This is a genomic window from Cellulophaga sp. BC115SP, from assembly GCF_009905545.1.
Classification (GTDB): Bacteria; Bacteroidota; Bacteroidia; order Cytophagales; family Spirosomataceae; genus Flectobacillus; species Flectobacillus rivi.
This window is the reverse complement of sequence record NZ_JAAALB010000164.1, coordinates 1-839: the sequence shown is the minus strand read 5'-3', so window position 1 is coordinate 839 and position 839 is coordinate 1. Positions and strand designations below refer to the sequence as shown.

The window sequence follows — 839 nt, the reverse complement described above, 5'->3', positions numbered from 1 at the left end:
TGTAAGTTCGTCGCCAAAACATCCGTTACTGTTATCGTACCACTCGTCGCTGCATTTCCGGTGTTGTTTACCGTCAAGGTATAGTTGAAATTCGTGCCTACTGTCGCCGTTACTGGACCTGACTTCACAATCGAAATACTTGGTTTCGGTGTTGGGTTAATCGTTGTCGTTACTGGATTTGATGGTTTTGGTGTCGTACTTGGGTCTCCACCACCACTCACATAAGCTGTGTTGATGGCTGGTGAGCTCGCCGCACTTACTGCCTGTACCGTCAAGATGATGTTTGAGTTGGCATTCACAATGATGGATGCACTGCTCGTACAAGTCACCAACTGACCACTCGCACTACAACTCCAAACGCTACCTGCACTACTTGAACCTACAAAGGCTATGCCTGTTGGTAAATTGTCTGTTACGGTAATCAAACCACTGGTACCTGCTGTACCATTATTACTTACTGTTAAGGTATAATCAAAATTGCTACCCACGGTTACTGACGATGGTCCTGCTTTTGCTATCACCAAGTTTGGTTTCGCTGGTTCATTGATTACTGTCGTTACTGGATTCGATGGGCGTTTGGCTACGATGTCTCCACCACCACTTACCCATGCTTTGTTCACTACCGTACCCGTCACTGAGCTTACCACTGTCAAGTTCAATGAGCTACTACCACCTGCTGCGATACCTGTCGTCGTTGTACAACTTACCAACACTCTACCACCTGCTAGCGTACTACTACTACAACTCCATCCTGAACCTGAACCTGATACAAAACTCAATCCCGTAGCCAAGGTATCACTCACCACAGTTGTTCCAAAGGTACTTGTCGTTCCGCTATT

1 protein-coding gene is annotated in these 839 nt (G+C 46.5%); it reads right to left on the bottom strand.

Translation table 11 applies throughout. The features are described 5' to 3' along the window. Positions 1 to 839: DUF11 domain-containing protein (locus GVN22_RS27440; protein ID WP_166554177.1), on the bottom strand; the 839-nt coding region annotated here is incomplete at both ends.